Here is a 25676-nt window from a genome sequence, read left to right as displayed (position 1 = left end):
TTAAACCAGTAGGAATATTCTTTAGGCTGACCATTCACCAAGACATTGCTGAGTTTGACATCGTAGATCACGTTCAGTTTCAAATCGTCGAAGTTAAATTGGATATGGTTGGGAACACCGATATTTTCATAGCGTATATTGCTGATCTTCTGTTTAGCTCCACTACTTCGTTCAGTGACTACAACAGTGGCTTTGGCGTAATCCACATTTCGATTGGCAAAGAAATTCTTTTGATCGGTTAAAACTGAAATCGAGAGAATTGAACCCGCCATATAATATTTGGCTGGATAGTTGTGGTAGGGATAGGCAATCACACCGAGTGGTGCAGTGGTTGGATTGTCGAAGGGATAAACCACTTTGTAGGACGTACCGACCACATAAGGGAATCGGGTATCTTTAAATGATGGCGCATTAACTGAACCATACGCCGATTTTTGTAAGAAAGGATTCAGCATCCAGAGTCGATGTCCCACATCTCCAGCAAAAAGGTTTAATTTATCATGCACCATATTGGTAATGCTTTCGGCAGGTGAATAGTCATTCTTATTCTGTCTCACCCCCATCTCAAGGCTACTGGTCCTTGCACCTACCGCACCAATATCTGAATAGCAGTTTGTGTTTGATTCTGGGTAATGGGTCAAGATGTTGTTTGCAGCAAGAATCAGCGCCGTCTGCATCATCTCATCTTCATGGGCATAGTCGTATGTAATACTTGGCAGCCCATGCAAGGCACGAACCGTATTGATTTCATTTAAAAATTCATTTCTAAAATTTGCACTGAGCTTGCCTGCATAACAGTTGTTGATATCGGGTGCCTCGCTCATAGATGAAGCTTTAAATACATCAAAACTGATGGTCAGGCTCTCTGCTGCCAGTGTTTTGGTATCACCCTCCTGGGTGAGTTTAAGGGTACATGCCCCCGCACCAATCCCCTTGAGTTCTCCCAGACTATACGTACAGGTTGATGAAGAAAGGCTGCTAATCGTGACAGGTAGTTTGGCACTGGATTCCGTATCCAGTGAATACACACTCTCCGTCAGGATATATTTGATTTTTAGTGGGGTAATGGTTTGCTTGAGCTTATTCACGCACACATTATTTTCTAGATATTGCTCAGCCGCACAACTCACATTGACGGTCATGCTGCTATTCAGTGCTAGAACTTTTGCCGTCCCTGCCTGTGTCAATACCAGATTACACTGACCGACTTTATGCGCTTTAAGTTCACCGCCACTTACACTACAGATGTTGGGTGTGTTACTGCTAAACGTTACTACTAGACCTTGATCTGTTTGCAGCGATAATGGATAGCTTTGACCTTGGATCAGGTTACTCAATGAGAATGCCTGAATATTCTGCGGCGCCTTATTTCTACATGTCCCCTCTTCTAGATATTGAGTTTCAGCACAAGTTACAGGCTTAGGATTGGTACTGCCATTATTAGGATTTTCCGTTCCACCACCATTGGATGAACTGGACTCTCCTCCCGAACCACCGCCACACCCGACCATTGCTGTACTGATTGCCATCATTAGAACTGATGGCATGAACGATTTTGAAATCATCATGATTGACTGCCTTAAATTTTTATATTGTTGTTATTGATAATGATCAGCCGATAATAATTGACGGATTTCACTGGCCATTTGTGGACTACGCCATGGAAATAGAACTTTTAGGCTGTAATTCGGTTTGAATGGATCTCGTGTGCCAATATTGACTTGGAACTCACGTTTCATCGGTGTGCGATGGACCTGTTGATTGACATGCGTTCCCATCATTGGATTGCTGATCACAGTGGTCGTGGTTCTAAAATTATCTTCGACTAAGTTGTAGTGTCCAACGGAGGTGATGTAATCAAAGGGATATTTCACGAGGCGTTGATCAGGCTGATCAAACAGGATAATGGTTTTATCTTGGCTGTTAATCCAGACACCACGGTTTTGATAATTAAAAGTTTCTCCTTGACGCTTGAGTTGTTCAGTCATCCCGTCAAAGTAGGTATTTCCATATTCATAAAGATAGTAAAGAATCACAAACCAGAACAGGTCAAAGCCAAAGAAGATATAACCGAAAGCACCAAAAGAGAAGATTTTGGCAACGATGAGAAAGATCACGATGGGTAAGATCACACATTTTATAAAGAGCTTGGATTTTTGTGGACGGTGTTCAATGGGTATGATTTTGGGTTTGCTTAATTCAGTCATGGTTGTTTCCCGCATGTTCAATGCAATGCACAATCACCAGCAGATATAAAAAGGTTTATTTTTTATAGGCGTGACTTAGCCATCCACCGTTGGATTGTTCTTGTAAAAAATATTGTTTGAATACAGACGAATAATAAAAAATTAGCCGTATCGCCCTCGTTGCAAAGCACAACAAGGTTGAACATGAGGTGAGGCACAAATTAAAAAAGATAGGTACAACATGAGAAGCTCCTTGTGTTAAGAAGTTCTACCAATTACTGCTAAATAATGGTGGCAGAACGAGAGCGGGTTAGCAGACTGGAACACAAGAATCCAGCACGTCCGAAGACGTCCCCCTCCCGTTCCACCGCAGAGGGGCACGAGGGGATAAACACTAAAAGACAAGTCCTTTAATGCTCTTGTGTTGGACGGTCTGCTAAAACCGACTGGCAATGTAGGCCAGCGAGCCCATATTAATTTTATCCTGCGCTTTAGTCAATTTTACAAAGCGCTAAAATCTATACATTTAGATTCGCCAAATGTAATCGCATTAAGTCTTTGATTTTTCCCATAAGGTCAAATTCATCCGATCGATCGGCTCATTTTGCTTTGATGGATGAGGCTAAAATGGACTGTTGTTCTCTATTAAAATAAAACAATAAAATAAAGAATTAAATCAGGCTCAGCTCAGCTTTTACATTTGAAGCATTGAGATGAATCAATGCCTAATGAGCTGTTAATGAGAAGATTGCGATTTACTCAGGCTGATTTAAAGCGATCAAACTGAAGTTCCCTCTTCTTCAGTAATATCCTATTAAATGCGATAGAATAAATAATCAGCAAAGCTCAGCGGGCCGATTGAATGAACTCTGTTAGTACAGCAACAGTTTTAGCAGAAGCCGTATTGAAAACTGCGGATTTACTCGGTCTTAGTAATACTCAACTGGCTACTGTGATGGGTCTCGATATCATGTCGATGAACCAAATCGAATTCTCAGCTGTATTAGAACCCGCATCTGCACAAGGTGAAGCTGGATTATTGCTGATACGACTTTATCAAAGCTTATCAGCACTCACGGGCGGTGATTCTGAATGGATTGATTATTTTATGAATGCATTCAATACCGCAACCGATGGTGTCCCGACTCAGCAAATTCAGATCATAAAAGGCTTAGAGAAAGTCTTAACAGTTGTTGAAGCCCTAAACAATCGATGATTTATTTAACTCATTCTTTTAGCGAATCAGCCTCGATTTGATGGATTAGAAATTCTGATCATCATTTGCATCACTTCTTTTAACAACACAGCAAACATTAAAGTTTGTGCTCAATACGCCACTATAAACATTGTTCATACCCAATTTCCTAGCCGTCAGAAATTTAAAATATCTCCAGCAGAATCAATTAATTATTTAATGTTAAGATATGTAAAAAGATCCAATCACAGCGTTGACAGCTCAAGCGATATCCAGTTAAGCTAACTCTACACAGCAAAATCTGTGTTCAGGCGTGAGAACCTGATACAATCTAGGTGCAAATTAATGTCGCACTAGCGGCTATTTTTTTGTCTACTGTTTTAGCAGTCGTTATGGCAGCTTGCAGGGCAACCGTAAGGTTGGCTGATCCTAGATTCAGTATTCTCACCCCTGTTGAGCTGCCACCATTACCGTGAGAAGTAATGGGGGTAAGTATTAAAACTTATCTAGGACCACTGCTATGAACGCAATTCTTCATGGTGCAAATACGTGCACACCTAAAAAACAAGCTGGTCAACTGATTGTTGAACTTGGCAAATCTATTTCAAATCCTCAGCGTCAGACACTCGCCAATCTTTATATTGCTGTTGATACTGCAAACTCCTTGCTCAAAGAACTTGAACAAGCACATCAAATCATTCGTGAATGTATGCATGAAATGAATGATGAACAAATTCTCAAAGTCGCAAAGCTTAATCAAAATAATAACTTCTCCTCTTTATGGGCATTTCGCACACATCAACGTCACAAGATGATTGAACGTGCACAACGTGTTCTACGTGGGGCGAATCATGTCCAAGACCAATAAGAATAATAACCTCCTGATTTCTGGAGACTATCCTCTGATTGCTTCGCCAACGCTTGCAAAAGCGTTTGGCGTGGCTGCCGCCAATTTTTTACAGAAGCTGCATTACTTTTTAGAAAATAACGAAGGAAAAACCTTTAATGGAAAAAAGTATTGGTTCCATAGTTATGAACAGTGGCAAACCACGCTCGGTGTATATAGCATCTCAACGATTAAAAGAATCGTAGCAAAGTTAAAGCAAGCTGGAATTCTTGTGATTGAAAAATTGGCACAGAATAAATGGCTACAAACCAATTTCTATACGATTAACTATAAGAAACTCAAACAATTCATCAAAGTCGACAGTCAACAAGATCATCAGGCTAAAGTGAAATCACCCATTTCTGCTCCAGTCGCTGCAACAAGATTACAAAAGCCAGCAACAGCACATACTATTCAACCGAGTGCATTAATTAATTCGATTCAACAGGCATTTCAAAATATCAAGGTTAAATCAAATACATTTGCACCAACATTAAAAGTGGCAAAGGAATCCCGTATACGCCCCGACTTTGTCATGCGTGAATCTTATTCAGTTGCAGGATTAAGCCAACCACTCCACACTGCGGCATCCAAGGAAATATTAAAAAATATGGATATGGTCTACCGCTGCTTTTATCAAGCACTGAGGCAACAACGGGTAGATATTGCTTATGATGATCACCGTATTCAACAACTGTTAAAGTATCAGAAGCGAATTCTTCAACACATTGTATATATCAAACAAAATTTTTCAGGACATGAGCGTTATCAATGGCATACGCTTGAACAATTACAGATGGAAAACTATTTTAAGAAATAGATCAAATTGCGCTAATACCAATTCAGTTGATCCGTCCATAGAAAGTATATAGACAGATCAACTGATTTAATTAAAGGCTGAAGGAGGAATAATACATTCCATTGAGCTTGCTTGTGAGCAGTCATCATCTTTGGTTTATTAATGAGGATATTAGAAGTCAAAATCAAATTTTTTAGATTGATCAAGTTGTGGCCTATTCTGGTTTTCCTGTTCACGTTTTTTAGCCAACGCTAGCTCATACTCTTTTTTATAAAGTTCATACAGATTATTTTGACGAATTTCCCGAATGTTCTTTCTATATTCTGCTACCTTGTCTTGATCTTCAGGATCAGTGCTATAGAGTAATGACCTCGGAATTTGTGGGACATCTTTTAAATTGGTTCCATGTTTTTTATTATAATCTTCATTAGATAAGCACGATACTGCACTGCTCACTTCGATTTCCATACCATGAATTTCTATAATTTTTGTGGGTGCATATTTTTCTAAAAATTCATTTATTATTTTTTCAGTTTGTGTTCGGTAGTGAAATAATATATTACGACCAAATCCAAGCACATCCGCAGTAATTTTTAATGCACCTCCTTTTTCAGGATTTTTTTGACGATATTGCTTAAAGAACTGCTCTGGGGAACGTTGAATATTATCCAACATACTTTTTTCTGAAAATAATAAATGTAAATGTGGCTGTTCTGTCTGTCCATCGAGCGCGGACACATGATTATGAATTGCGATTGTAGATGGCATTTTATATTGACCACAAAACTCATACATCAGTCTCTCAGATAATTCGATACGTTTATTTCTATCCAGTTCTTTGGGCAAAGCGATTGTAATATGTGATGAGGTTCGTCTAGTCTCACTTGTATATTGATCTGCTGCATACCAAAACTTTTCAGGATGAATTTCAGACCAAATCGGCATATTATAAGACGCACAATATTCAAGTTCTTCAATGTCACTTTTATGCTTTGAAAAATATAAAGTACGCGTAATATAGTGATATGCACTTTTTGAGAGTCGATACTTTGAATCACCATCACTCAATTTTATTTGACTCTCACCTTTAACGTTGTGACTTAAATGAAAATAATACATTTTTACTTCCGATATTAATTTAACTGGGATATCGGATCTTACAAAATTTTAAAAATTCATGATTCGTTTCGTTAAGAAAAATGAAAAAAAATATTTTTCAATTAAAACGCATGAGCAATGCCACTCCCATAGTTTCAATTTATATAATAAAAACAATAACTTAGTTGTGTGTTTTATTTGTATGTAGAAACAGTAAATCTAAAACATGAGTAACGCATAAATTATATAATAATCAATTACTTAAACTAAAAGTGCTGCGCAGCACGAGTAGAAGTGTCTTTTAAAGAGAGCGAAGCGAAATTTAAAAGACACGGAAACGAGATATAAAAAATCTTTTTTGCATTCGCAAAAAAGATTTTTTATCTGTCCCACCATTAACAGCCAAAAAACTAACAGAAGAGTAGTTTTTTTTGAAAAACCCAACATATGACGATTTTTTTTAAGATTCTGTGATATACCAACATTTTCTTAAATGCAGATGGTTTAAAATGGCTAGAGCTAGATTAACAGTAGATGAAATTATTTTAAGTGTTGAAAAACACTTAAAACAGATAGCAAGACGCACTCATTCAGATGAGTTAATACTACAATTGATTCGATCAAAAACTGCAAATCAATTTACAGAAGAAGACATTAAAAATTTGAGGAATAAATATCACAAAATTTTGGAATTAAACAGATTAGCAGAATTAATGGACTCCATCTGCACAATCGCAAAGGGTGATCGTTCTGATATTGAAAATGATATCGTTTTTTTTAGTGGATATGAAGACCCTTTCTCTCAGACTGATGAAAGATTAAAAATAGCCTTAAGGATGCTAAAAAACTACAATCGAAGAGTTCCTGATTCAATAAAACAAAAAGCACATGATGAAATCAAAAATTCATTTCATAGTTCTTACAGACAAGAAAAACAAAAGATAAAAGATCGAAAGCAAGAGAATCATGAGAAATTTTTTCTTGGAAGTGTGCTTATATCATTTTTTAAATCACAAAATATTGAAATGAATTATCTTGAGAATACACTTAAAATGATAGAGCTTTATCAAACTAAAGATTATTTTAGAAAAGAGCTGTTTTTAGAATCAGAAATCAAAGAATTTAAATTTTCAGAGCAAGGTAGAAACTTTAACGACAAGAAAAACGCGATTTTATCTGATGCTAAAAATCCTTTTAAATAGAAATATAGATTAAAAGATAAAGCAGTATACGTTTATCTCATTTATTTTAAATGAGATAAGCAGTCAACGTTGTTATTACCTAAAACTAACAAAAGATTATTTACTGACATAATAAAAAAATAAGTCTTTTTTTTGATTTTTTAAACATATCTCATCTTTTTTTTAATTAATTTGATAGCCTTTATTTCAAGAGATTTCCTCTTAAAACTATATTGTAGGAGATAATTAATGGGTATATCTATAGACCTTACTAATACAGAGCGACGTGTATCAACTGCGGAATTTGCATTAAGAATGAATATATCTGAAAAAGAGCTGTATGATCGAATTAAAACTGGTCGCGTGAAAAGACCAATTAAAGATGGACGTAAAAACTATTGGCTTAATAGCTATGTCCTTACCTGTATTCTAAATGAGGAAAACTCCATTCTTACGTTAGAATGAAATAGATATTGCTCTAAGTCAAATGCGCCTGATTTTTCTCAGGCGCTTTTTTCAATATTCTCATTCATCCAATAGTTAAACTCTCTTCTAATATGATGACTTCTTTTTTAAGAGATGTATTAATTGTATAAAATTAAAAAGGTCACAAAAATTTTGTGACCTTTTTTGTAACAAACTCATATGTGAGTAACACTATGAGTAAGCTAAATTCTGATATAATAAATTATTTTAAATTACAACAATTTAATATATCAGTGAGCAGTTTACATCATGCCGCCCATTCCACCCATACCGCCCATGTCTGGAGCAGCTGGTTTGTCTTCAGGAATGTCAGTGATCATACATTCTGTAGTCAACATTAAGCCAGCAACAGAAGCAGCGTGCTCAAGTGCAGAACGAGTTACTTTAGCTGGGTCAAGGATACCCATTTCTAACATATCGCCATATTCACCAGTTGCAGCGTTATAACCGAAGTTACCTTCACCTTTCTTAACTGCATTGATTACTACAGATGGCTCATCACCAGCGTTCGCAACGATTTGACGAAGTGGAGCTTCGATCGCACGACGTAAAATGTTGATACCTGCAGTTTGATCTTCGTTAGCACCTTTTAAGCCTTCAAGCGCATTTACGGCACGTACAAGCGCAACACCACCACCTGCAACAACACCTTCTTCAACTGCTGCACGAGTTGCGTGAAGAGCGTCGTCAACGCGGTCTTTCTTCTCTTTCATTTCAACTTCAGTTGCTGCACCGATTTTAATTACAGCAACACCGCCTGCCAATTTAGCAACGCGTTCTTGTAATTTTTCACGGTCATACTCTGAAGTAGATTCTTCGATTTGAGCACGGATTTGTTGAACACGCTCAGCGATAGCAGCAGCATCACCAGCACCATCAACAATAACTGTATTTTCTTTAGAAACAGTGATTTTGTGCGCTGTACCTAAATCTTGAAGAGTCGCTTGTTCTAAAGACATACCAACTTCTTCAGAAATAACAGTTGCGCCAGTCAAGATCGCGATGTCTTGAAGCATTGCTTTACGGCGGTCACCGAAACCAGGAGCTTTAACAGCACATACTTTGATAATACCGCGCATGTTGTTTACAACAAGAGTTGCAAGCGCTTCACCTTCAACATCTTCAGCGATGATAAGAAGTGGTTTACCAGTTTTAGCAACTGCTTCTAAAACAGAAATCAATTCACGAATGTTGCTGATTTTTTTATCAACAAGAAGGATGAACGGATTTTCAAGTTCAGCAGTCAAAGTATCTTGCTTGTTAGCAAAGTATGGAGAGATATAACCACGGTCAAACTGCATACCTTCTACAACGTCTAATGCGTCTTCAAAGCCAGAGCCTTCTTCTACAGTGATTACGCCTTCTTTACCTACTTTTTCCATCGCTTGAGCGATAAGTTTACCAACAGTAGTATCAGAGTTAGCAGAGATAGAACCAACTTGTTCAATTGCTTTGAAATCATCAGCTGGCTTAGCAATAGAACGGATATTTTCAACTACAGTTTTTACTGCAATGTCGATACCGCGTTTTAAATCCATTGGGTTCATACCAGCAGTTACTGATTTGATACCTTCGTTTAAAATTGCTTGAGCAAGTACAGTTGCAGTTGTCGTACCGTCACCTGCGATGTCGTTAGTCTTGCTTGAAACTTCACGTACAAGTTGAGCACCCATGTTTTCAAACTTGTCTTTTAATGAAATTTCTTTAGCAACAGTTACACCGTCTTTAGTGATGTGTGGCGCACCGAAAGAACGGTCGATTACAACGTTACGGCCTTTAGGACCTAAAGTCACTTTAACCGCATCTGCAAGTACGTTTACCCCTGCAATCATTTTTGAGCGAGCTGAATCACCAAATTTTACGTCTTTAGCTGACATATTAAACTCCGAATCTTTTTAAATACTGAATCTGATAATGAATTGAGTTATGGATCGATTAGCCTTCTAATACAGCTAAGATGTCTGACTCTTTCATGATTAAGAGTTCTTCACCGTTTACTTTAACTGTTGTACCTGCATAAGTACCAAATAACACCTTGTCACCAACTTTAACATCCAAAGCACGTACGCCGTTATCAGTGATTTGACCATTACCTACTGCAATTACTTCACCTTGAGATGGCTTTTCAGCAGCAGAACCTGGCAATAAAATACCGCCAGCAGTTTTGGTTTCTTCTTCTACGCGACGAATCACAACGCGATCATGTAATGGACGAATGTTGCTCATAATTAACTCCATCAGACTTAGTCTTTTTGATTAATCGTTATTGCTTTAATCCAGAGCAATAACAAAATATTTAGATGTCACTTTTGTGGGGATGAAAAAAATGGCTTCAAGGGGAAATAAGAAAAATTTTTCTGTTTTTTGAATATTTTTTAAACAATCAAATATTTAATCTCATCTAAACCAAATCAATCTGTAGTGAATTCAGCCTGCTGTTCATTAAACCAATAATGCTGAATCTTTCCTGTATTTGAAACCGTATTAAAGCTATTTGGATTATGATGATATAAACGAGTAGAAGTTGCTGTACCCGCATGAATATCATAAATAGGATGATCTATTTCCAGATGGTAAATTTGAGTTAAATCATATATAGCCGTTTTATGGAGATGACCATGCAGCATTCCGAATAATCCAGTTGTACTCCACTTCTCTAAGGCGATTTTTCCTAAAACCGGACAATCCTTTATTCCATGCTTATTATCGGGTGGTGTATAAAAAGGTTGATGGAAAACTACTAGCTTTAATTTATCTTTAGGCCCTTTTTGTAAACGCCCATAAGTATCTTGAATTTGTTCAATCGAAATATGACCACGCGTATGGTAACGACGGCGTATGCTATTTACACCAACAATATAAAAATGTTCAGTTTCTAAAGTTGGCTCCAGTTCACCAAAAAAATATCGATAACGAGTAAATGGAGAAAAAAAACGATTCCAGACATGATACAAAGGAATGTCGTGGTTGCCTGGCACCACTAAATAAGGAATATTGAGACTATCTAAATATTGCCGACATTTAAAAAATTGTTCGTATTTGGCACGTTGAGTAATATCGCCACTTACAACAATTACTTCAGGCTGTTGCTGAATACAGAAGTGCCTAATTGCCTCTAAACACTCTTGTTTTTCCGTTCCAAAGTGTAAATCAGACAGATGTAATAACATTCGGCACCATTATATTTAAAGCATTTTTTTCTACAGTGAAATTTAAAGGTGGTTTCATCTCTATGATTTCACCATCTAAAGCAACTGTAAGTTTCGATTTTTTTGCACATTCGACTACAACATGATCTGCACAAAAACTATATACATCTTGGGCATCTTCAACTTTACCTTGAATCCACTGCCAAAGCATATTGAGTAAACTCAGCTTATCACTTTTTGTAATTACAACTCCAGCAACTCGTCCCTGTGCTGCACATTCTGCAATTCTAAGTTTCATATCACATAGCTGTAATTGATTATTCCCAAAGAAAATAAGAGGTGCTTTAACGGGATATTTTTTACCATCTACTGTTATAGATAGCTTCATTGACTTATTTTCTCTTAACAAAACATCTAAAGCTGATGTATAGGCATGTAAAGGAAGCCTTCCTAAATATTTATTATAGAGTTCGCGCTTTTTGATAAAGAGTGGATATAGACCTAAACTAGCATTATTTAAATAAATATGATCATTAATTGCTGCTATATGTACTGACCGAGGAATGCCTGTAGCAATCACTTCTGCTGCTTCTAAAAGATCTAGCGGAATATCTAAAACTTTAGCGACATAGTTAAAAGTACCTAAAGGCAAGATTCCCATTGGAATAGAAGTATTCTTAAGTTTAGATGCAACAGCATTTAATGTGCCATCCCCGCCAGCTGCAACAACCACCCCTATATTTTCGTTTTGTGAATGCCGATGAATAACATTATTCATCAGATCATCAAACAATGTATTTTCATTTAATTCAAATACTTGTATTTCAAAACCATGTTCAGTAAATACAGTCATCAGTTGCTCATAAACATCTTCATGTTTTGAAGCGTGAAATCCTGATTTTTCGTTATAGATGATCGAAAGAGGTTTCAAGGGCCGCATTTTATTATCGTAAAGTAAGATGTTTATTCTATTTTGTATATAAAATCACCTATTAAAAGTCTCTTTATGTAAATTTTGAATGATCTTCATTTGTTTAATCAATAATAATTCTCAAAAAAAATTTAAGAGCTAATTTATTGATTTTAAATAAAATAACTTAAGTAAATAACACACATACAACATAAAAATATAAAAGTAAAAACTATATAAAACATCATAAGCAAATGATTTTCATATAAAAACAATCGGAATTCCAAATATCTAATTGTTAGTCTTTAGTCTTATTTTTTTTATGATTTTATGCTTTAATACAGCCACTTTTTTATTTGATCTTTCATTGTACCCCAATGAATAGACTTGTACGTTGTACATATTTTGAATAGGCCTCACCATGACCACAGTGAACGCACCAGAATTCGTTCGTCATCCTAAGCTTATAGCATGGGTTGAAGAAATTGCAAACTTAACCAAACCAGCAAAAATCGAATGGTGTGACGGAAGCGAAGAAGAGTATCAACGTCTAATCGACTTGATGATCGCTAACGGCACCATGCAGAAATTAAACCAAGAAAAACATCCTGGTTCTTATCTTGCAAATTCTGACCCATCTGACGTTGCGCGTGTTGAAGATCGTACTTACATCTGCTCTCAAAATAAAGAAGATGCTGGTGCGACAAACAACTGGGAAGATCCAGCTGTTATGCGTGAAAAATTAAATGGTTTATTTGAAGGTTCAATGAAAGGCCGTACGATGTACGTTGTTCCTTTCTCTATGGGTCCTTTAGGTAGCCATATTGCTCATATCGGTATCGAGTTAACTGATTCTCCTTATGTTGCTGTTAGCATGCGCAAAATGGCACGTATGGGTAAAGCTGTTTATGATGTATTAGGTACAGACGGCGAATTTGTTCCTTGTGTACACACAGTAGGTGCTCCACTTGCTGAAGGTCAAAAAGACGTTGCATGGCCTTGTAACCCAGAGAAATATATCGTTCATTACCCAGAAACTCGTGAAATCTGGTCTTTCGGTTCTGGTTACGGCGGTAACGCATTACTTGGTAAAAAATGTTTAGCTCTTCGTATCGCTTCTGTCATGGGACGCGAACAAGGTTGGTTAGCTGAACACATGCTTATTCTTGGTGTGACTAACCCTCAAGGTGAAAAACACTACATCGCTGCTGCATTCCCATCTGCTTGTGGTAAGACAAACTTTGCAATGTTAATTCCACCAGCAGGTTATGAAGGTTGGAAAATCGAAACTGTAGGTGACGATATTGCTTGGATCAAACCAGGTGAAGATGGCCGCTTATATGCGATTAACCCTGAAGCTGGTTTCTTCGGTGTAGCTCCTGGTACAAATACCAAGACTAACCCGAACTGTATGGCAACACTTCATAAAGATGTTATCTATACAAACGTAGCAGTAACTGAAGATGGTCAAGTATGGTGGGAAGGTCTTTCTAAAGAAGTTCCATCAAACTTAACGAACTGGAAAGGTCAACCTCACGTAAACGGCGAAAAAGCAGCACATCCAAATGCTCGTTTCACTGTTGCAGCTGGTCAATGTCCATCTATCGACGCTGATTGGGAAAACCCAGCAGGTGTACCAATTTCTGCGTTCATCTTCGGTGGTCGTCGTGCAGATACAGTTCCTTTAGTTTCTGAAGCTTTCGACTGGGTTGACGGTGTTTATAAAGCGGCAACTATGGGTTCTGAAACTACTGCTGCTGCTGTTGGTCAACAAGGTATTGTTCGTCGTGACCCATTCGCGATGCTTCCATTTGCTGGCTACAACATGGCTGACTACTTTGACCACTGGTTAAGCCTTGGTGCAAAAGTAAGCGAGAAAGCTGAAGCTTCTGGCAACAAATTACCGAAAATCTTCAACGTAAACTGGTTCCGTCGTGATGCTGAAGGCAACTTCGTATGGCCTGGTTTCGGTCAAAACATGCGTGTTCTCGAGTGGATCATTGACCGCTGTGAAGGCCGTGCAAACGCTGTTGAAACACCAATCGGTTTTGTTCCAACATATGAAGACTTGAACTGGAAAGGTACTGAGTTCAGTAAAGAACAATTTGACCTTATCACTACTCAAGATAAAGACCAGTGGGTTACTGAAATTGAAAGCCACACTGAGTTATTCAATAAACTTGGCGAGCGCTTACCAAAAGCATTAAAAGAACGTCAAGCAGCATTACTTGAAGCTGTAAAAACTGGCTTCTAATTGCTAAATATAAAAAAGGCCGCTTTATGCGGCCTTTTTTATTATGCGGCATCATCTTTTAATCGACGTTCAGACAAGTAAGCTTCTAACACTTTCACCTGTTTCTCATTAAACGCCAAACCTAATTTAGATCTTCGCCAGAGTATGTCTTCTGCAGTATTTGCCCACTCATATTCACATAAATATTTAACTTCACATTCAAATAAATCATGACCAAAATTTTGCCCCAATTGTTCTATACTATTTCGTTCATGAAGCATGTTCCAAACTCTTGTGCCATATGCATGTGCCCAACGTTTGGCAAGGGATTCTGAAACTCCATTTACACTTAATTGAATCTGGTTGATTAAATCATCTAATGTAGTCCAGTTCTCAGCACCCGGTAATGGTTCATTGGCAGTCCACTCCTCTGCCATTTCACTAAAGAACGGAGACAAATGCTCTAAAGCGGCCTCAGCCAGTTTCCGATAAGTCGTAATCTTTCCACCAAATACCGATAACAATGGTGCCGTTTTATCTTCCGTCTGTAGTGCCAAAGTATAGTCGCGGGTAATTGCCGAAGGGTTATCAGACTCATCATCACATAAAGCACGTACACCTGAGTACTGACTTACAATATCTGCTCGCGTTAACTGCTTTTTAAAATGTGAATTTGTCACTGTCAAAAGGTAATCTATTTCTACATCAGTAATCTCTACCTTTTGTGGATCATCTGTGTATTCCTGATCTGTTGTACCAATGAGGGTATATTTTTCTAAATAAGGAATTGCAAAAACGATCCGTCGGTCTTCGTTTTGCATAATAAAAGCTTTATGACAGTCATATAGCTTTGGCACAACAATATGGCTTCCTTGGATCAATCGGACTTGATAAGGAGATCTTAAATTTAGATTTTTACTAATAATTTCTTCAACCCAAGGACCAGCTGCATTTACTAAAGCTCTTGCACGTATCTGATAAACCTCAGCTCCACTTTGTAGTTCCAAATACCAAAGTTCTTGTTCTTTATAAGCCTTAACACATCGTGTTCGTGTCACAACTTTGGCACCCTGCTCTTTAGCTTGTAGCGCATTTAACACCACAAGACGTGCGTCATCTACAGTACAGTCAGAATATTCAAAGCCACGCGTTATCGCTGGTTTTAAGGGACTATCTTCTTTGAAATAAATCAGATTTGAACCTAATAATTTTTCTCGTTTTCCCAAATGATCATAAAAAAATAGCCCCGCTCGAATTAACCATGCAGGACGCAAATGCGGTCGATGAGGCATAATAAAACGCATTGGTGCAATAATATGTGGCGCTTTCGCCAACAACACTTCTCGCTCTGCTAATGCTTCTCTGACTAAGCTGAATTCTTTATGTTCTAAATAGCGTAGACCACCATGAATTAATTTACTGCTAGCAGATGAGGTGTGACTGGCTAAATCATCTTTTTCACACAAAAATACCGATAGTCCACGGCCTGCTGCATCGTTGGCAATACCAACTCCATTAATACCGCCACCAATTACAGCAATATCATATACTTTTGAATAATCATTAGTTTGTACTGTCATTTCTCATATTCTTTTTATTGTTGATCTTATAAAAATTAAAACATCAAATTGATGAAACAACAATCAAAAAAGTAGAATAATCAATTTTGAATAAATAAACATTGAGCCGCTAATTGATTACTCTACTTTTAATTTAACTCATTAAAGAACAAATCAATCCTCAGCCCAACTTTGACTGCGTTTCACTGCTTTCAACCAACCTTTATAAATAAACTCAGATTGTTCAGCAGACATTTTGGGTTCAAAAACTTTTTCTATGGCAGATTTATTTCTTAACTCGTGAAGATCTTGCCAAAAACCCGTTGCTAAACCTGCAAGGAAAGCTGCGCCCAAAGCAGTGGTTTCTTTCATTATTGGACGTTCTACAGGGGTTGCTAAAATATCAGACTGAAATTGCATCAAGAAGTTATTTTCCGTTACTCCACCATCTACACGGAGCGTACGAAGTTCTTCATCTGCATCTTGCTGCATAGCATCTAAAACATCTCGAGTTTGAAAAGCAATGGACTCTAAAGTTGCACGAATAATATGTTCAATACTAGCCCCACGCGTCAGACCAAAAATTGCTCCGCGTGCTGTCGGGTCCCAATACGGTGCCCCTAATCCGGTAAAAGCTGGAACAACGTATACACCATTACTGTCTTTTACTCGTGTTGCATAATGCTCAGAATCTTTAGCGTTCTTAATAACCTTTAATTCATCGCGTAACCACTGTACACAAGAGCCACCATTAAACACGGCACCTTCTAAAGCATAATTCACTTCACCGCTTGCACCGCATGCAATAGTGGTCAGTAATCCATGCTCTGAACGAACAATCTTCTTACCTGTGTTCATGAGTAGAAAGCAGCCTGTACCATAGGTATTTTTAGCCTGCCCTGACTCAACACACATTTGACCAAAAAGTGCAGCCTGTTGATCGCCCGCGATTCCCGCAATAGGAATACCTACTTCTTGGCCACTAATGGTATGTGTGTAGCCATAGACCTCCGATGAACTACGTACCGCAGGTAGCATTGCTCTAGGAATATCTAAAGCTTGTAAAAGTTTTTCATCCCATTCAAGCTTTTCGATATCAAACAGCATAGTCCGTGAAGCATTGGTAAAATCAGTGACATGGACGGCCCCATTAGTTAGTTTCCAAATGAGCCAGGTGTCCACCGTACCAAATAATAACTCTCCCCGCTCAGCACGCTCACGGCTGCCTTCCACATGATCTAAAATCCATTTAATTTTTGTGGCCGAAAAATATGGATCAATCACTAAACCAGTGGTCTTACGGATATATTCTTGCCAACCAGCTTTATGCAATTGATTACATATTTCAGTCGTCTGTCGACTTTGCCAAACAATGGCATTATAAATAGGCTTACCTGTTTTCTTATCCCAGACAATGGTGGTTTCTCGCTGGTTTGTAATTCCAATTGCCGCAACTTGCTCACTCTTGATGCCTGCTTGAGCCAAAGCCTCTACCCACACAGCGCTTTGAGTTGCCCAAATTTCCATTGGATCATGTTCAACCCAGCCCGGCTGAGGGTAAATCTGAGTAAACTCTCTTTGAGCAATACTGACAACATTTGCATCATGATCTAAAACAATTGCTCTTGAGCTTGTTGTGCCCTGATCAAAAGCAACAATATATTTCTTTGGGCAATTTGACATCTGAATGTCCCTTTCATTATCCACACACATCTAGTCCACAATGCAAAGACATTATGCCTAACTGTATTTATTTAAAATTTTCTTTGGAATATATCATTATTTTTAAGGGATATAGGTTTTCTTCGCCCAAACATTACTCATTCTTTATCGGTTTTTACTACTTGGGAAAAAATAATATTCTAAAAATCCGAGTAAGCTTATAAAAATGAACTGATCGGCTAATTTGAAATCACATAAATATTCAACTTATTCCTTTGCTTAAATAATAAACATTGTTTTACAGACATAAAAAAAATAAAGTGAAATACTCCTCTAGATAATATGTAAAAACGGAATAAATCTTCTCTTCTTTAGCATTCAACCCAAGCGAAACATGGAGCGACTCATGGTTGATCAACCTTCTACCGCAACACCTCCACATTCTAATTTAGATACAAAAACTCGTCTAAAATCAATTTTGGGCGGTTCTGCTGGCAACCTTGTCGAATGGTACGACTGGTATGTATATGCCGCATTTACGCTCTATTTTGCTCATGCTTTTTTCCCAAAAGGGAGCCAAACTGCTCAACTTCTTCAAGCAGCTGCAATTTTTGCAGTAGGCTTCCTTATGCGTCCGATTGGCGCATGGATAATGGGGATTTATTCAGACCGTAAAGGACGTAAAGCTGGTCTTACGCTTTCTGTCACCTTAATGTGTGTTGGCTCTCTACTCATTGCGGTTACCCCTTCCTACGAAAGTATTGGCGTATTTGCACCATTACTTTTAGTTATTGCACGTTTAATTCAAGGCTTAAGCGTAGGTGGTGAATACGGTGCAAGTGCGACATATTTAAGTGAGATGGCTGAAAAGAACCGTCGTGGTTTTTTCTCAAGCTTCCAATATGTCACCTTAATTGCAGGACAACTTACAGCTTTATGTGTACTACTCATCTTGCAAATGGTACTCACCGAGCAGCAATTGCATGACTGGGGATGGCGTATTCCCTTTTTCATTGGTGCACTTTTAGCAATTGTGGTATTCCGTATTCGCCGTGGGCTATTAGAAACACAATCTTTTAAAAATGCTCAAACAGAGACAGATCAGCCAAAATCAGGAATGTTTGCTTTATTTAAGCATTATCCTAAAGAAGCCTTTACAGTATTGTTCTTAACTGCTGGTGGTACACTCGCTTTTTATACTTACACCACCTATCTACAAAAGTATTTAGTCAATACATCTGGTTTTACCAAACCTGAAGCGACTCAAATTACTACTCTAGCCTTATTTATTTTTATGTGTTTACAGCCATTGGCGGGTGCATTATCAGATCGAATTGGGCGTAAACCACTGATGATTTTCTTCGGGGTGACAGGTGTTTTATTCACCTACATTCTATTTGATGCTCTCGCAAACACGCATAACTACTGGACTGCATTCTGGTTATGCTTTGGGGGCCTGATCATGGTGACTGGCTACACTTCAATTAATGCTGTCGTGAAAGCTGAACTTTTCCCAGCGCATATTCGTGCTTTGGGCGTAGCTCTCCCTTATGCAATTGCAAACACTTTATTTGGAGGAACAGCCGAATTCTTCGCATTAAGTTTTAAAGAAGCTGGTCATGAATCTTGGTATTTCATTTATGTCAGTATTATGATTTTCATTTCATTGCTGATCTATATATTTATGAAAGACACCAAACATCATTCAAAAATCAAAGAACATTAATATTTTTATTAGAGCTAATATCATAAGCCGATGTTAACTCTAAACTAGTGAATAACCACAAACAACGCTTCTATTTTATGAGATACTGCGTATAAGAAAATAAGGACGATACTGATGAATAAAAGTATTTTATGTTTGGCATTAAGTAGTATGTTTATTTTAACTGCTTGTCAGACTACGCCTCGACAATATAATGGTTCAACTGGCTATCAGATTGAAAACCAAACTAAAACTTCAGCGACTTTAGCTTATACTTTAGCTGGTCGTAGTAACCAGCAACTTGATGAGCGTAAATTGCAACGTGCTTGTCAGAATGTGTTAGGTGCCCAGAAAGTTTATAAATTATCAATTCTAAGTATCAACGAAATTCCTAATCCAGCTAAAGATGAGCATTATGGAATTCAACTCGGTGAAACTCGCGCGTCTTTTGGCTTATCAAATACACCTAGCTTAAATAATGGTGAAGATTATGCGACACGCCAAGCACTTGAAGCACGCCCAAGTACATTGAAAGTTGTTCGTTATACTTGTTCATAACATAAAAAAGACGCTGTTCTTTTACAGCGTCTTATAAAAACTTACATTTCTAAATTCTTTTGCTTCATCCAAATCTGGCCACGTTGTCGCACTTCTTTCTTCAATTTTTTCATATTTTGGATGACTAAAATTTTTAACACGGCTATCGGCTACCCATACTTCTGGTGCAAATTTTAAAAATTCGTCTAAGAAAAAGCGGTTACATTGGTCATATAACACATCAGCAGCGAGTAAAACATCAACCTGCTCAGCTTTATATAAATCATCCAGATATTCGAGCTCTACATCATTAAGTAAAGCATTTTCACGGCAAGCATTTAGACTAACCTGATCAATATCACAGCAGATTACGCGTTTTGCTCCAGCGATTTTCGCAGCAATTGCCACTACACCAGAACCTGCTCCGAAATCTAACACCACTTTATCTTTAACATGGTGCGGCTCTGCAAGTATCCACTGAGCCATCGCCAAACCTGATGCCCAACAGAAAATCCAATACGGCGTGTCATTCCAAATACGGCGAATAACTTCGTCATCTAAACGATCGGTCGGGAAAACTGGTGGAATCAACCATAAAGAAATTGGAGTTTCTGGCAACTGTTGTGCCATTAATTCACAATGAGGGATGACTTCATGTAGGGCTTGAAGTAAATGTTCAGGGGCTTTAAACAGTTGAAAGGTGCAGCTCATAAATAAGCTCAACAATTTACAATTACTATTTGATACGCGTTAACGTCATCCGCAATTGTTCGAGGTAGGACTACATTAAACTAAAATGTTTCTGTGACTCATCTATAGCTAACCAGTAGCTGACGAGTTTTGCGGATGACAAATGGTTTTGGTTACTTTTCCCGAAAGAAAAGTAACATACGAGCTCCTAACATTTGCGTTAAACGGTAGGACGCCGTCGTGAATAAATTAAATTAACCTAAAGCTTTTTCAGCAGCTTCTACAGTTTGACGAATCAAAGTTGTAATAGTCATTGGACCAACACCACCCGGTACTGGTGTATAAGCAGAAGCAATTTCTTCAATACCTTGTAATTGAATATCGCCTACACCGCCGCCATCACGTGGGTGGAAACCAGCATCTACCACAACTGCACCCTGTTTAATCCAGTCTTTTTGAATAAGTTCAGCTTTACCTACAGCACCAACAATAATGTCAGCTTGTTTCACAAGCTCAGGTAAGTTTTGTGTACGTGAATGGCAAATCGTTACTGTTGCATTTGCTTGTAACAACATCATTGCCATTGGTTTACCTAAAATTGCTGAACGGCCAACCACAACCGCGTGTTTGCCAGCAATTTCGATGTTGTTTTCTTTAAGAATTGTCATGATACCCGCAGGAGTCGCTGAACCATAGGCAGCTTCACCCATTGCCATACGGCCAAAACCAAGGCAAGTTACGCCATCTACATCTTTTGCTAATGAGATCGCATCAAAACACGCACGCTCATCAATTTGTGCAGGAACTGGATGTTGTAAAAGAATACCGTGAACATCTGGATTGGCATTAAGCTTTTCGATTTCAGCTAATAATTGTTCTGTTGTGGTTTCTTGTGGTAATTCGATTTTTAATGAATCCATACCTACTCGGCGGCAGGCATTCCCTTTCATACGTACATAAGTTGCAGAAGCACCATCATCCCCAACCAAAATAGTCGCTAAAATTGGGGTACGACCTGTTTTCGCTTTTAAAGCTTCAACACGTACCAACAAATTTTCTTCAATTTGCTTTGCTAATGCACGACCGTCTAAAACCAATGCCACAGCACATCTCCAAGGTAGACATGAATTTAATGTGCCAATAATACATGATAATTTCGACAATTTTATTCTAGATGTTGTTTTTATGTGCATCTTCGCTCAAAACAGTATTGTTTTTTTTGTAAAGGTTGCTAATATGTGCATCACCAAATGTAGGCGGGGTGGCAGAGTGGTCATGCAGCGGACTGCAACTCCGTGGACGCCGGTTCGATTCCGACCTCCGCCTCCAAATTTGGTAAAGCCCGGGTGGTGAAATAGGTAGACACAGGGGATTTAAAATCCCCCGCCCTCAAAGCGTGCCGGTTCGAGTCCGGCCCCGGGCACCATCTTCAAGTACTGAATATGGTGTCATAAAGAATCCAGCGTAAGCTGGTTTTTTTATACCTAAAAAAAGGGTTACCTTAGCAACCCTCTACTTTTCTATAATTTCAAGCAGTCTTTTGGTCTTGTTTTAACGGCATCAAATTTAGATCCAATACAATATCGTTTTGTCGGCTTGAATCTATCTGATATTCGGTATTTTTAATTGAATCTACAAATCTCCACTCAGAATGAACTTGTGCCTGATCTAGAGTAACCAATAAGTATCCTCGTTGATTTAAATTACAGTAGGCCAATTCATCAATTAATGTAGTAAAAGCAAATTCAAACTGTTGCAGTTGAGCCAGTGGAATACTTAAATATTTTTCTAAACCAGGAGACGATACAGAACTAGTTGCCAATTCAACTCCAATATACTTCCCTTTCTGGCTATATAAATAAGATGCCCATGCGTTATGAGTATCCCCCGCTAACACAATGATCTTTTTATTAAACTCTGCCAATTTGTCATATACAAACTCTCTCTCAGCATAGTAACCATCCCAAGCATCTAAATTGTATGGTGCCACCGTCATAATTCTTGCTTTTTCTTGGGCTGTTAATGTCGGATCATTTTGTTGCAAACGAAGTTTTAAAGTAACCAACTCGGTGATTTGTGTATTCATTTTAGCAAGTGTTTCAGGCGAAGTTCCCCCTGAAGTAATTTGCCCTAAAGATGCCAATAGCTCAGCTGGAATCCACATTTTACTCATCAAGACTTGCTGCCCCACAACATTCCATGTAGCTGTAGATTGCTTTAATTTATCGACCAACCAATCTCTTTGCGTATAACCCATTAAAGTACGCGCTGGATTAGTTAAATCTGCCTGAAATTTGGCAATATCCAAGCCTGTAGCCGTCATGTAGTCTGCATATGCAAGCTGCTTATCACGCGCAATAATACGCGTATCTAGCATGGTTAATTGGACAAGTGAACCAAAGTTAAACTGACGATAAATATTTAAATGGTCAGAACTAGAGACTGGGCGAATTGGCATCCATTCAAAATAAGCTTGTAGAGCAGCTAATTTTCTATCTGAAAAAGACCCTTCATCGCTTTGATGATTTTCCGCACCGTCACGCCAAGCATCATTCGCTAGTTCGTGATCATCCCAAATTACAATAAAAGGATGACGCTGATGAGCAGCTTGCAAATCTTTATCCTGACGATAAAGTGCATAACGTTTGCGATAATCCTCTAATTTAATAATTTCTTTATTATTATCAGCAGGTAGCATACGCCCAAGCTTTACCGCATCTTCCGCCGCATAACCATCTGCACCATATTCATAGATATAGTCCCCCAAATGGATAATGACATCGACATTCTGTTTAGCCATTTCCCGATAGACATAAAAGTAACCCGCAGGATAATTCGAGCAAGAACATACTGCAAAGCTCACTTTATTCGTAGAAGTTGGTAATGTTTTCGTCTGTCCTACTGGTGAGACTTTACTACCAAATTTAAAACGATAGTAGTACACCGTATCTACTTGTAACCCAGCTGCATCAACTTTCACTGTAAAGTCATCAGTCTTGCTTGTTTCAACCATTCCCGTCTTTAAATTTTGTTTAAACTGATTATCGGTTGAAATTTCCCATACAACTTTTAAGCGCACCCCAGAGTCTGTCGGTGTTACTCGTGTCCACAAAATAACTTTATCTTGTAGTGGGTCCCCGCTTGCGACGCCATGAAGAAAATCTGCTTGTATTTCTGGACTTTCATCATCTGAGCCATCGTTACAACCTGTAAAAGCAACAGGTATAGATAAAGCCCCAAAACCGAATAGACTTTTTTGAATTAATTCTCGGCGTGAAATTTTCTCTGACATAAAATTCTCTAAGTTTTAAGCAATGAGTGCTTTAAACTTAAGTACATAACATGAACAGCTGATCTCAGTTTGATGAACAAATCATGACAAAAATTGGTTAATTTATATAAATACCGACAAGAACTGATTGAAAATAAAGCAAACTCTCCGATTTTCTCTTGCCAATCGCGCACTTGTCCTCTATTATTGCGCACATGCCCGGGTGGTGAAATAGGTAGACACAGGGGATTTAAAATCCCCCGCCCTCAAAGCGTGCCGGTTCGAGTCCGGCCCCGGGCACCATTTTCAACTATTGAATTTGGTGCTACAAAGAATCCAGCGTAAGCTGGTTTTTTTATGCCTAATGAAAATGATCCCATGATAAGAATATTAATACTTATATCCTCTCTACTCTTTATATCCTCTGCAAATGCTGAAGATATTTTTAACGGCACTATCTTATTTAAAAATAAATATTGGCATTTTATACGCTGTTCTATCACTCAAGATGACTATTTAATTGAAGCTTCTCAAGATGTGATTACTCAATTAAAAGCCTTACAGCAGAAAGAGAAAAAATATTGGGTAAGCTTATTAGCAAATGTCAAAGTACAGCAGAATGGAAATTTAATATTGGAAGTTGAGAAAATAGATGAAGTTCATTTAGGGTCATCATGTCATTTATTAGATGCACTTGAAAGCTTTGAAAATCGAGAGTAATTACCACTCTCGATTCATAACCAGCTCTTCCATTTCAAGATCTAAAAATCCTGCATCTTGCACCACCATCATCATTGCTTCCGCAATATAATCAGCAGCACTATCATCAAGCGATGAATCTAGATCTTCAAACTGCGGTTTCATTTCATTAATTTCACTTACAGTCTGATGAGCATATCGATAAACATCTTGATCAGCTAAAGCAGGCTTTTGAACTTTTTTAGCAAATTGCTCAATGAGCTGCTTAAGTTCAGCGACCAAAATATCTGGATAATATTCATCATCAAACATCGGGAGAAGTAGGTCTTCGAACATACAAAAGATTACACAACAGCAAAAACTTGCCGCTTATAACATATTTTCACAAAAATCACGAGATTTTTACCCGACTCACTCATCCACTTTATTTAGGACATCCATACCCTAGTCTATTTATACAAGGGAATTTCAAGCTTGTTGCATAGCTTGCCAAACCGAGATAGCGTCATGCATTGCTTTTACATCATGTGCTCTGACAATGGATGCTCCTTGCTGAATACTAAGCAAATGCCCAGTAACACTTCCGACAGCACGTTGATCAGCGGCAGCACCTTTTAAAGCTTCCCCGATAAACCGTTTACGAGAAAGACCAGATAAAATTGGATAGCCCAATTCATTAAGTTTCCAAAATTCTTTTAATAGTTTTAAATTTTGCTGAGCATTTTTTGCAAAACCAAATCCGGGGTCAACAATAATGTTGTGCTTTTTTACCCCAACAGCCAAAGCCTCATCAATACGTTGTTGCAACTCTTGCATCACATCAAGTGTTACATCAGCGTATTGATCCAACTGATTCATTGTGGTTGGCTCACCACGCATATGCATAATCACCACAGGGATATCTAGCTCTACAGCGGTTTTTAAAGCATTAGGACGTATTAAGGCGCGAACATCATTCCAGATATGTGCCCCTGCTGCTTTTGCTGCGCGAATAACTTCTGGCTGGCTCGTGTCGATCGATAAAATAATATTATGATGAGATAAAGCTTCCACAACAGGTACCACACGGCGCACTTCTTCTTCTACTGCAACTTCTGAAGCACCAGGTCTTGTAGATTCTCCTCCAATATCAATAATAGTCGCACCTTGCTCAATCATATTAAGTGCATGATCAACCGCTTGGTCTAATTGGTTATGTTTGCCACCATCACTGAAAGAATCAGGGGTAACATTTAAGATACCCATGACATGAGGCTGAGATAAATCTAATTGAAGCTGTCCACACTGTAAAATCCGCTTTGGTAAAGATATTAACTGCATAAAAAGCTCCGGTTCAAAATCAGCAGCTATTTTAACAAGTATGCTTTACATGCTGTCGATTTCTTTCAGCTTTATCGAAATTTAAGACAAATAAAAAAGCCACATGATTG

Annotated in this window: 23 protein-coding genes and 3 tRNA genes; 12 read left to right on the top strand and 14 right to left on the bottom strand. The window is 38.1% G+C overall.

Annotation, left to right across the window (positions count from 1 at the left end; all coding sequences use genetic code 11):
- Window positions 1–1568, bottom strand: a 1568-nt coding sequence (locus tag MKL35_RS01225; RefSeq protein WP_270912618.1) for a CAP domain-containing protein, incomplete at its 3' end; no start/stop codon positions are given.
- A gap of 30 nt (window positions 1569–1598) precedes the next feature.
- Entirely contained in the window at window positions 1599–2207 is a 609-nt protein-coding gene (locus MKL35_RS01220; RefSeq protein WP_004682119.1) for a hypothetical protein, read from the bottom strand.
- An 841-nt stretch (window positions 2208–3048) separates the two neighbouring features.
- Between MKL35_RS01220 and MKL35_RS01215 the strand changes: the two genes are divergently transcribed.
- The 3 genes from MKL35_RS01215 (at window position 3049) to MKL35_RS01205 (ending at window position 5087) form a co-directional block, all read left to right on the top strand.
- Window positions 3049–3402 carry a DUF2384 domain-containing protein gene (locus MKL35_RS01215; protein ID WP_208727771.1) on the top strand — a complete coding sequence of 118 codons (354 nt, stop codon included), beginning with the start codon at window positions 3049–3051 and terminating at the stop codon, window positions 3400–3402.
- A gap of 499 nt (window positions 3403–3901) precedes the next feature.
- Complete coding sequence (locus tag MKL35_RS01210; RefSeq protein WP_005162522.1) at window positions 3902–4249, top strand: hypothetical protein; 348 nt, start codon at window positions 3902–3904, stop codon at window positions 4247–4249.
- The gene (locus tag MKL35_RS01205) at window positions 4233–5087 is read left to right on the top strand and encodes a hypothetical protein (protein WP_005162525.1); all 855 of its coding nucleotides are present in this window, start codon (window positions 4233–4235) and stop codon (window positions 5085–5087) included. Before MKL35_RS01210 ends, MKL35_RS01205 begins: the two co-directional genes overlap by 17 nt.
- A 150-nt stretch (window positions 5088–5237) precedes the next feature.
- Here the strand turns inward: MKL35_RS01205 and MKL35_RS01200 are convergent, their stop codons facing one another.
- A complete protein-coding gene (locus MKL35_RS01200; RefSeq protein WP_208727770.1) occupies window positions 5238–6185 on the bottom strand; it encodes a MobA/MobL family protein in 948 nt (315 codons plus the stop codon).
- Window positions 6186–6673: 488 nt separating this feature from the next.
- Between MKL35_RS01200 and MKL35_RS01195 the strand changes: the two genes are divergently transcribed.
- Both MKL35_RS01195 and MKL35_RS01190 read left to right on the top strand, forming a co-directional pair.
- Window positions 6674–7366, top strand: coding sequence for a hypothetical protein (locus tag MKL35_RS01195; protein WP_017399414.1), 693 nt, complete (start codon window positions 6674–6676; stop codon window positions 7364–7366).
- A 228-nt stretch (window positions 7367–7594) separates the two neighbouring features.
- Window positions 7595–7810, top strand: a complete 216-nt coding sequence (locus MKL35_RS01190; RefSeq protein ID WP_005803938.1) for a hypothetical protein — start codon at window positions 7595–7597, stop codon at window positions 7808–7810.
- A gap of 263 nt (window positions 7811–8073) precedes the next feature.
- Here the strand turns inward: MKL35_RS01190 and groL are convergent, their stop codons facing one another.
- The 4 genes from groL to MKL35_RS01170 form a co-directional block, all read right to left on the bottom strand.
- Complete coding sequence (gene groL / locus MKL35_RS01185) at window positions 8074–9708, bottom strand: chaperonin GroEL (RefSeq protein WP_002048605.1); 1635 nt, start codon at window positions 9706–9708, stop codon at window positions 8074–8076.
- A 58-nt stretch (window positions 9709–9766) separates the two neighbouring features.
- Window positions 9767–10057 (bottom strand): co-chaperone GroES, encoded by a 291-nt coding sequence (locus MKL35_RS01180; protein ID WP_000065579.1) that lies wholly within the window; start codon window positions 10055–10057, stop codon window positions 9767–9769.
- Window positions 10058–10242: 185 nt separating this feature from the next.
- Window positions 10243–11001 carry a metallophosphoesterase family protein gene (locus tag MKL35_RS01175; protein ID WP_032011612.1) on the bottom strand — a complete coding sequence of 253 codons (759 nt, stop codon included), beginning with the start codon at window positions 10999–11001 and terminating at the stop codon, window positions 10243–10245.
- On the bottom strand, window positions 10982–11920 hold the full coding sequence (locus tag MKL35_RS01170) for a diacylglycerol/lipid kinase family protein (RefSeq protein WP_004885536.1): 939 nt from the start codon (window positions 11918–11920) through the stop codon (window positions 10982–10984). The genes MKL35_RS01175 and MKL35_RS01170 overlap by 20 nt, the downstream gene beginning before the upstream one ends.
- 391 nt (window positions 11921–12311) lie before the next feature.
- Between MKL35_RS01170 and MKL35_RS01165 the strand changes: the two genes are divergently transcribed.
- On the top strand, window positions 12312–14144 hold the full coding sequence (locus MKL35_RS01165; RefSeq protein WP_004707365.1) for a phosphoenolpyruvate carboxykinase (GTP): 1833 nt from the start codon (window positions 12312–12314) through the stop codon (window positions 14142–14144).
- Between the two features lie 41 nt (window positions 14145–14185).
- On the opposite strand, the gene glpD is transcribed toward MKL35_RS01165, so the two are convergent.
- Window positions 14186–15703 (bottom strand): glycerol-3-phosphate dehydrogenase, encoded by a 1518-nt coding sequence (glpD, locus tag MKL35_RS01160; protein ID WP_032011613.1) that lies wholly within the window; start codon window positions 15701–15703, stop codon window positions 14186–14188.
- 153 nt (window positions 15704–15856) lie between these two features.
- The gene (glpK, locus tag MKL35_RS01155) at window positions 15857–17365 is read right to left on the bottom strand and encodes a glycerol kinase GlpK (RefSeq protein ID WP_032011614.1); all 1509 of its coding nucleotides are present in this window, start codon (window positions 17363–17365) and stop codon (window positions 15857–15859) included.
- 373 nt (window positions 17366–17738) lie between these two features.
- Between glpK and MKL35_RS01150 the strand changes: the two genes are divergently transcribed.
- Together MKL35_RS01150 and MKL35_RS01145 are read left to right on the top strand one after the other, a co-directional pair.
- On the top strand, window positions 17739–19070 hold the full coding sequence (locus MKL35_RS01150; RefSeq protein ID WP_080593569.1) for an MFS transporter: 1332 nt from the start codon (window positions 17739–17741) through the stop codon (window positions 19068–19070).
- Window positions 19071–19184: 114 nt separating this feature from the next.
- Window positions 19185–19607: a hypothetical protein gene (locus tag MKL35_RS01145; RefSeq protein WP_001043188.1), complete on the top strand. Its 423-nt coding sequence runs from the start codon at window positions 19185–19187 to the stop codon at window positions 19605–19607.
- 21 nt (window positions 19608–19628) lie between these two features.
- Here the strand turns inward: MKL35_RS01145 and MKL35_RS01140 are convergent, their stop codons facing one another.
- Together MKL35_RS01140 and folD are read right to left on the bottom strand one after the other, a co-directional pair.
- Complete coding sequence (locus MKL35_RS01140) at window positions 19629–20297, bottom strand: class I SAM-dependent methyltransferase (protein WP_119689448.1); 669 nt, start codon at window positions 20295–20297, stop codon at window positions 19629–19631.
- A gap of 233 nt (window positions 20298–20530) precedes the next feature.
- The gene (gene folD / locus MKL35_RS01135; protein ID WP_001229846.1) at window positions 20531–21379 is read right to left on the bottom strand and encodes a bifunctional methylenetetrahydrofolate dehydrogenase/methenyltetrahydrofolate cyclohydrolase FolD; all 849 of its coding nucleotides are present in this window, start codon (window positions 21377–21379) and stop codon (window positions 20531–20533) included.
- Window positions 21380–21531: 152 nt separating this feature from the next.
- On the opposite strand from folD, the gene MKL35_RS01130 reads away from it, so the two are divergent.
- Both MKL35_RS01130 and MKL35_RS01125 read left to right on the top strand, forming a co-directional pair.
- Window positions 21532–21605: transfer RNA gene (locus MKL35_RS01130), tRNA-Cys, on the top strand.
- An 11-nt stretch (window positions 21606–21616) separates the two neighbouring features.
- Window positions 21617–21702, top strand: a tRNA-Leu gene (locus tag MKL35_RS01125).
- 102 nt (window positions 21703–21804) lie between these two features.
- Here MKL35_RS01125 and MKL35_RS01120 read toward each other — a convergent pair.
- On the bottom strand, window positions 21805–23568 hold the full coding sequence (locus MKL35_RS01120; RefSeq protein ID WP_032011616.1) for an alkaline phosphatase D family protein: 1764 nt from the start codon (window positions 23566–23568) through the stop codon (window positions 21805–21807).
- A 196-nt stretch (window positions 23569–23764) separates the two neighbouring features.
- Here MKL35_RS01120 and MKL35_RS01115 point away from each other — a divergent pair.
- A tRNA-Leu gene (locus MKL35_RS01115) sits at window positions 23765–23850 on the top strand.
- 75 nt (window positions 23851–23925) lie between these two features.
- Window positions 23926–24267, top strand: a complete 342-nt coding sequence (locus MKL35_RS01110) for a hypothetical protein (RefSeq protein ID WP_199983363.1) — start codon at window positions 23926–23928, stop codon at window positions 24265–24267.
- Here the strand turns inward: MKL35_RS01110 and MKL35_RS01105 are convergent, their stop codons facing one another.
- Both MKL35_RS01105 and folP read right to left on the bottom strand, forming a co-directional pair.
- Complete coding sequence (locus MKL35_RS01105; protein WP_016804968.1) at window positions 24268–24582, bottom strand: DUF5713 family protein; 315 nt, start codon at window positions 24580–24582, stop codon at window positions 24268–24270. It abuts the gene before it with no gap.
- Window positions 24583–24714: 132 nt separating this feature from the next.
- Window positions 24715–25566 carry a dihydropteroate synthase gene (folP, locus tag MKL35_RS01100; RefSeq protein ID WP_032011618.1) on the bottom strand — a complete coding sequence of 284 codons (852 nt, stop codon included), beginning with the start codon at window positions 25564–25566 and terminating at the stop codon, window positions 24715–24717.
- Window positions 25567–25676: the final 110 nt, after the last annotated feature.

Source organism: Acinetobacter sp. AOR41_HL, from assembly GCF_027854645.1.
Taxonomy (GTDB): Bacteria; Pseudomonadota; Gammaproteobacteria; order Pseudomonadales; family Moraxellaceae; genus Acinetobacter; species Acinetobacter nosocomialis.
The sequence above is the reverse complement of the archived record's forward strand: the minus strand, read 5'-3'. Positions and strand labels throughout refer to the sequence as shown.

What these genes read in the sequence shown, in the direction of transcription:
- MKL35_RS01220 (WP_004682119.1), bottom strand. Translation starts at nt 2,207, where the DNA reads ATGACTGAATTAAGCAAACCCAAAATCATACCCATTGAACACCGTCCA.
- MKL35_RS01215 (WP_208727771.1), top strand. Translation starts at nt 3,049, where the DNA reads ATGAACTCTGTTAGTACAGCAACAGTTTTAGCAGAAGCCGTATTGAAA.
- MKL35_RS01210 (WP_005162522.1), top strand. Translation starts at nt 3,902, where the DNA reads ATGAACGCAATTCTTCATGGTGCAAATACGTGCACACCTAAAAAACAA.
- MKL35_RS01205 (WP_005162525.1), top strand. Translation starts at nt 4,233, where the DNA reads ATGTCCAAGACCAATAAGAATAATAACCTCCTGATTTCTGGAGACTAT.
- MKL35_RS01200 (WP_208727770.1), bottom strand. Translation starts at nt 6,185, where the DNA reads ATGTATTATTTTCATTTAAGTCACAACGTTAAAGGTGAGAGTCAAATA.
- MKL35_RS01195 (WP_017399414.1), top strand. Translation starts at nt 6,674, where the DNA reads ATGGCTAGAGCTAGATTAACAGTAGATGAAATTATTTTAAGTGTTGAA.
- MKL35_RS01190 (WP_005803938.1), top strand. Translation starts at nt 7,595, where the DNA reads ATGGGTATATCTATAGACCTTACTAATACAGAGCGACGTGTATCAACT.
- groL (WP_002048605.1), bottom strand. Translation starts at nt 9,708, where the DNA reads ATGTCAGCTAAAGACGTAAAATTTGGTGATTCAGCTCGCTCAAAAATG.
- MKL35_RS01180 (WP_000065579.1), bottom strand. Translation starts at nt 10,057, where the DNA reads ATGAGCAACATTCGTCCATTACATGATCGCGTTGTGATTCGTCGCGTA.
- MKL35_RS01175 (WP_032011612.1), bottom strand. Translation starts at nt 11,001, where the DNA reads ATGTTATTACATCTGTCTGATTTACACTTTGGAACGGAAAAACAAGAG.
- MKL35_RS01170 (WP_004885536.1), bottom strand. Translation starts at nt 11,920, where the DNA reads ATGCGGCCCTTGAAACCTCTTTCGATCATCTATAACGAAAAATCAGGA.
- MKL35_RS01165 (WP_004707365.1), top strand. Translation starts at nt 12,312, where the DNA reads ATGACCACAGTGAACGCACCAGAATTCGTTCGTCATCCTAAGCTTATA.
- glpD (WP_032011613.1), bottom strand. Translation starts at nt 15,703, where the DNA reads ATGACAGTACAAACTAATGATTATTCAAAAGTATATGATATTGCTGTA.
- glpK (WP_032011614.1), bottom strand. Translation starts at nt 17,365, where the DNA reads ATGTCAAATTGCCCAAAGAAATATATTGTTGCTTTTGATCAGGGCACA.
- MKL35_RS01150 (WP_080593569.1), top strand. Translation starts at nt 17,739, where the DNA reads ATGGAGCGACTCATGGTTGATCAACCTTCTACCGCAACACCTCCACAT.
- MKL35_RS01145 (WP_001043188.1), top strand. Translation starts at nt 19,185, where the DNA reads ATGAATAAAAGTATTTTATGTTTGGCATTAAGTAGTATGTTTATTTTA.
- MKL35_RS01140 (WP_119689448.1), bottom strand. Translation starts at nt 20,297, where the DNA reads ATGAGCTGCACCTTTCAACTGTTTAAAGCCCCTGAACATTTACTTCAA.
- MKL35_RS01120 (WP_032011616.1), bottom strand. Translation starts at nt 23,568, where the DNA reads ATGTCAGAGAAAATTTCACGCCGAGAATTAATTCAAAAAAGTCTATTC.
- MKL35_RS01110 (WP_199983363.1), top strand. Translation starts at nt 23,926, where the DNA reads ATGATAAGAATATTAATACTTATATCCTCTCTACTCTTTATATCCTCT.
- MKL35_RS01105 (WP_016804968.1), bottom strand. Translation starts at nt 24,582, where the DNA reads ATGTTCGAAGACCTACTTCTCCCGATGTTTGATGATGAATATTATCCA.
- folP (WP_032011618.1), bottom strand. Translation starts at nt 25,566, where the DNA reads ATGCAGTTAATATCTTTACCAAAGCGGATTTTACAGTGTGGACAGCTT.